The sequence below is a fragment of the Thermoflexibacter ruber genome, assembly GCF_900113045.1.
Taxonomy (GTDB): Bacteria; Bacteroidota; Bacteroidia; order Cytophagales; family Thermoflexibacteraceae; genus Thermoflexibacter; species Thermoflexibacter ruber.
This window is the reverse complement of record NZ_FONY01000089.1, coordinates 1-4,998: the sequence shown is the minus strand read 5'-3', so window position 1 is coordinate 4,998 and position 4,998 is coordinate 1. Positions and strand designations below refer to the sequence as shown.

The 4,998-nt window shown below is 34.1% G+C and carries 7 protein-coding genes; all 7 read right to left on the bottom strand.

Going from position 1 to position 4,998, the window contains the following annotated elements; genetic code table 11:
- On the bottom strand, positions 1 to 443 hold a 443-nt coding region (locus BM141_RS22050; RefSeq protein WP_143091076.1), incomplete at its 3' end, for an Rpn family recombination-promoting nuclease/putative transposase.
- 243 nt (positions 444 to 686) lie between these two features.
- On the bottom strand, positions 687 to 1,661 hold the full coding sequence (locus BM141_RS22045; RefSeq protein WP_091549597.1) for a toxin-antitoxin system YwqK family antitoxin: 975 nt from the start codon (positions 1,659 to 1,661) through the stop codon (positions 687 to 689).
- Positions 1,661 to 2,533, bottom strand: a complete 873-nt coding sequence (locus BM141_RS22040) for an RHS repeat domain-containing protein (RefSeq protein WP_091549596.1) — start codon at positions 2,531 to 2,533, stop codon at positions 1,661 to 1,663. Before BM141_RS22040 ends, BM141_RS22045 begins: the two co-directional genes overlap by 1 nt.
- Positions 2,534 to 2,578: 45 nt before the next feature.
- Entirely contained in the window at positions 2,579 to 3,442 is an 864-nt protein-coding gene (locus BM141_RS22035; RefSeq protein ID WP_091549595.1) for an Rpn family recombination-promoting nuclease/putative transposase, read from the bottom strand.
- A gap of 311 nt (positions 3,443 to 3,753) precedes the next feature.
- A complete protein-coding gene (locus tag BM141_RS22030) occupies positions 3,754 to 3,993 on the bottom strand; it encodes a PIN domain-containing protein (protein ID WP_091549594.1) in 240 nt (79 codons plus the stop codon).
- A complete protein-coding gene (locus BM141_RS22025; protein ID WP_091549593.1) occupies positions 3,975 to 4,259 on the bottom strand; it encodes a hypothetical protein in 285 nt (94 codons plus the stop codon). The genes BM141_RS22030 and BM141_RS22025 overlap by 19 nt, the downstream gene beginning before the upstream one ends.
- Positions 4,260 to 4,503: 244 nt before the next feature.
- Positions 4,504 to 4,854: a hypothetical protein gene (locus BM141_RS22020; RefSeq protein WP_091549566.1), complete on the bottom strand. Its 351-nt coding sequence runs from the start codon at positions 4,852 to 4,854 to the stop codon at positions 4,504 to 4,506.
- Positions 4,855 to 4,998: the final 144 nt, after the last annotated feature.

Sequence of the window (4,998 nt, the reverse complement as noted above, 5' to 3'; positions counted from 1 at the left end):
TGTGTTTCCTTTTCTATCAGTCTGATGTCATGCACTATCTTGCCTCTGTTTGCTTTGTCATCATCTATGAGAAAATCAGTAATGGCTATGGAATAAACCCCTTTCAATTGATAGTTCCAATCACCTCGCTTTGCCTGTTCTTGAATGGGAAAAGTGGCGTAGTAAAGACTTCTATCCTTAAAAAAATCCTGTTTTGCCCTTTGCATTTCCACAATGAACTTTTCTCCTTTTTCGTTTTCACAGTAAAGGTCAAAGATGGCTTTCCTATCCAAGTCGGTTGTGCCTAAATGCTCACTTTTCAAATAAGTCAGGTCTATGATTTTACCTTTGTCAGTGAGCAGTTCGTTCAAAAAATCAATGAGCAGGTCTTTGTTTGCCTCTTCACCAAATATCTTTTTAAAGCCGAAGTCTGTGAATGGATTGATGTATTTTTGTGCTATCATGTGCCTACTTTTATTTTAGACAAAGATAGGGAAAAATGAGGAAATATCAATGAGGAATCTGGAATCAAAAATCTGGAGTGGAGTCGCAACGGCGAACCGTACAAAAATTTGATTTCCCCAATTATAACCTACTGACTATCAATAAATAAAACTTGCTTCTCATGCTTTGCACCTACATGCAAATCGGAGATTTGCTTACCGAACTGTGTAGAGAAAAGCGTTTTAACTCTCAGCAAACGGGTGTTACTTATCTACTACAAAATACTCATACTCAAAGTAATGCCCTATAGTAGAACTGACAACTATGAGGTTAGACTCCTTTGGTGCATTTTCAATAATAGTTTCAAATTTATATTGCTTAATTCTTTTCTTGTCATGTGTCCATACCGTAACAAAGTCTTTCATATACCCACGTAAGTAGTTTTTTCCTAATTTATGTGGTTTTAAAATTATTTGTGCTTCGTTACCTTTTACAATAACAACTTTTTCAGAAGTAGAATCTTGTAACACAAAATCTTCATCAAAATCTCCATAATGTAATTCACATGAATCATACTGAGCATTCATGAGGGTTAATTTAGCCTTAAAATTCTCTCCTAAATGCACAGTATCTTTTTCCATTTCTACATATACTAAGGCACCTCTTTGTTTGATTTTTCCATTGACATCATAAGTAGTAGCACTGATATAATAGGCAGAATCTTGAATAACAAATGCCCTATTCTTTTTTACCAACCTCCCACTGTCCTCTTCTGCATAATAAAAATTTTCCCCATTCAACTTTCCATTTTTAAAACTTTCTACTGATTTGATATTACCATTTGGGTAGAATGTCAAAATCTTGCCATGTGCTTTCCCATTTTTAAAACTTCCCAATGACTTAGTATTCCCATTTGGGTAGAATGTCAAAATCTTACCATGTGCTTTCCCATTTCTTACAGAATCAATAGAAATAAGTTTTCCATCTTCGGAGTAATGATAAGATACTCCTTCTATTTTATCATTGACCATAGTTGCTTTAGTAGCAATATTGCCATTAGGATGATACCAAATCGCCTCTCCATTGGCTATTTGGTTAATTCTCTTGATTTTACATTTTACTTTACCGTTTTCATGGTATTCATAATAATACTCTTCTTGGCTTTGACAAGACAGAAAAAGTAAAATAAAAGTGAATAATAAGTTCCTACTTTTCATAACTATACTTGATTCGCTCATTATTTAATTCTAAATGTATCTTTCTGAAGCGTGGTTTGCTTATTAGTTGAATGATTATAGTTATAATTGGTAACTTCTACCTTATTATTGCCTATATATCTATATCCTATATTGGTTGTCCCTTTGAGGGAACCAGCTAAAACCGCAGAATCTGTAAGTATAGGAAAATCAATTTTCTGTTCAGTAGTTTTAGCATATCCATCTTTAGCATTTGCCGCTGAAATTACATCTGCTCCTCCATCTCCTCCTTTGGGAGCTGCATGAATTTCATAACGATTTTTAGATTTATCATTTTTAAAACCCAATTCTCCAACATTAAGGGCACTTTTTACTTCATTCAAATCACTTTCTTGAATTTCAATAACATTCATTGATTTATCTGTTTCAATGACATTATTTTTACCTCCATTACTCATGATGCTTATTCCCCAGTTTTTCTCTTCGCCACTTCCAATCGTCATTACGTCATTTCCTTTTTTTAAGGTCAATAAATCACCTAAAGCTGATAATCCATTTGATAGAGCATTGATAGCTATTTCTATTCCATTCTTTATAGGTTGTAATACATTGTCATTCACTTTTTGCCTTACAAATTGAGTACAATCTACCCCAGGAGGACATCCGCCACTCGGCATCTTCCCATCAGGGTCAATCAGCCTAATCGGGTTATTGAATACATAGTTATAAGGCGACCAAGAAGGCATTTTCTCAGCCAGAGGGTCTATACTATGCCACCTCCCTATCTGAGCATCATAGTTCCTCGCCCCGTAGTCGTGCCAGTGCAGCCCAAGTTCTGTCTGCTTCTCCTTGCCATTGAAGGTAAACTTATTCTCTACATTCGGACTTGGTGCAGTGTAGTCCAAGCCCTTCATGCCCAAGCCAAAAGACAGGGTAGAAATAAGAGTTTGCCATTCCCCCTACCTCACTTCCTTCCTCAAGGCTTCTATCTGCTCAAGGGTTAAACCTGTGTACCTTGCAATTTTTTGATTAGGTTCACCATCTAAAATCATATTCTTAGCTATTTCTATTTTTTCTTCCACTTTCCCTTCAATTTTCCCTTCATTAAACGAAGTTTCCAAAGAGGCTGTAAAGTCCAAATAGTTCTTTTCACTATCTCGGTAAGATTGCAACTGCTTCTCATCAAAACGTGCAATCTCTGCGATTTGAAACAGCTTTCTAAACACTTTTTCTTGCAACTTGGAAGGTATCTCCTCTATTTTTACTAAGTTTTTTAGCACATACAACCACTTGTCAAAATGCGTTTCTATCTCCTCTAAACTTTTGTCAAACTTCTTGATTTCTACATAGATAAAGCGCAACTTGTCATAAAATATCTTGTGTGTTTCCTTTTCTATCAGTCTGATGTCATGCGCTATCTTGCTTTTGTTTGCTTTGTCATCGTCTATGAGAAAATCGGTAATGGCTATAGAATAAACCCCTTTCAATTGATAGTTCCAATCGCCTCGCTTTGCCTGTTCTTGAATGGGAAAAGTAGCGTAGTATAAACTCCTATCCTTAAAAAAATCCTGTTTTGCTCTTTGCATTTCTACAATGAATTTCTCTCCTTTTTCGTTTTCACAATAAAGGTCAAAAATAGCTTTCCTATCCAAGTCTGTTGTCCCCAAATGCTCACTTTTGAGGTAGGTTAGGTCAATAATTTTGCCCTTGTCAGTGAGCAATTCATTCAAAAAATCAATGAGCAGGTCTTTGTTTGCTTCTTCACCAAATATCTTTTTAAAGCCGAAATCTGTGAAAGGATTGATGTATTTTCGTGCTATCATATTCTATCTTGTTTTAGACAAAGATAGGGAAAATCATGGGTAAATCTGGAATAGAAAAGCGAGATTATAAATACATGATAAACTTGGATCGCAAAGCCCTCAATAAAGGAGGGCGAGATTGTAAATCCTGCTCAGTGGGGTAGAATAATAACTCATATTCTAAATATATCAATGCCTTCAATAAATTGAAAATCAGCAAGATTATAAGTGAATAAGGGCAGGTGATAGACAAGGCACATGGCGGCAATAATAGAATCAGGAACACTTAAGTTGTGGCTTAGGTGATATTTCTTTATTAGCTCTACTGATTTTTATGACACTAACTCATTGAAATGCAAAATCTTATAACTTTGCATTTTTTTAAGCAGAGCTTCTAATTCTTTTTTATTCCAAACTCCTTTGCACAGTTCCATCAATACTAAAGAAGGTACTAAAATGTACTCCTCGCCTATTTTATACAAAAGAATCTCTTTGGTTTCTTCATTCCCCTTAAAATAATGGACAAACACATTGGTATCGCATAGCACCCAACTCATATTCTTGTCCCCCATGCTTGTTTTCTAAGACTTTCTTGGGTAATATCTCTATCTGCCCACATTCCAAAAGTCTCTTCGCTGTCTCCCTCTTTTCCTATTTCTGCTTGGGTAATAGGCAAATAGGTGATTGGACTTTTTTGAATTTGCAAATAAAGGGCAATAAAAGACTGCAAGTTTTGCATAAAAGTTGCGTCTTGCAACAACGCTAACTGTTGTTGGAGGAGTTTGATATGCTCTTGCATTTGCAAATATTCTACCTCAGATATAGTAACAGTTTTCATATTTCATTTTTTTTACTTGCAAAAATAAGTATTTTCTGCCAAAACTTAAAAAATTAGGCTTAAAGACCTCATTTAGATAAAATCCGGAATAAAAAGGCAAAATTTATTTGTCTAACTATAACCTGCTCACTATCAAAAAATAAAACTTACCTTTCATGCTTACGCACCTACAAGCCAATGAGAGATTGGCAAAGTAAAGTGTCGTAGACTTGCTTATGCAAAACTATACGCAGAACGGGGGTGATTATAAGGAGCGTGGAATGTGTACTTCACTAACAAAAATATGACCTAATACCCACTTATCTTGTTCCTGCAATAAAGTTAATTCTACTTTAAGCATTTTCATGTTAAACCCGATTAAAAAAATAGTATACAGATGTTTATATTTAGAGTTATTAAAAGCAACAATGCTGAATAATATTTTATTTCTTAATAAATCTACTACATGAGTATTAGATAAATATATTTCTTTTGCCACTTTGTAGCTTTTATCATGCCTTGAATATATCTGATTGATAATTAATAATATTAAAAAACCTGAAATAGCAATTAAAAAGCTAATTAATGCTTTTGTTAATAAAGAGATTTCTAACATAAATTTAAGATTTGTCTTGTTACATAAAATTGATGATTAAAAACTTAGGGAATTTTTCTTTAAAAGCTCAAGTTCAAATAAGGAATATTTTTGTTTTAAATTGTTTTACTCCCTAAGTATTCAAATTAATAAATTGATTATTTA

Excerpts from the sequence above, each read along its gene's own strand:
- BM141_RS22045 (WP_091549597.1), bottom strand. The coding sequence starts at position 1,661 with ATGAGCGAATCAAGTATAGTTATGAAAAGTAGGAACTTATTATTCACT.
- BM141_RS22040 (WP_091549596.1), bottom strand. The coding sequence starts at position 2,533 with ATGAAGGGCTTGGACTACACTGCACCAAGTCCGAATGTAGAGAATAAG.
- BM141_RS22035 (WP_091549595.1), bottom strand. The coding sequence starts at position 3,442 with ATGATAGCACGAAAATACATCAATCCTTTCACAGATTTCGGCTTTAAA.
- BM141_RS22030 (WP_091549594.1), bottom strand. The coding sequence starts at position 3,993 with ATGGGGGACAAGAATATGAGTTGGGTGCTATGCGATACCAATGTGTTT.
- BM141_RS22025 (WP_091549593.1), bottom strand. The coding sequence starts at position 4,259 with ATGAAAACTGTTACTATATCTGAGGTAGAATATTTGCAAATGCAAGAG.
- BM141_RS22020 (WP_091549566.1), bottom strand. The coding sequence starts at position 4,854 with ATGTTAGAAATCTCTTTATTAACAAAAGCATTAATTAGCTTTTTAATT.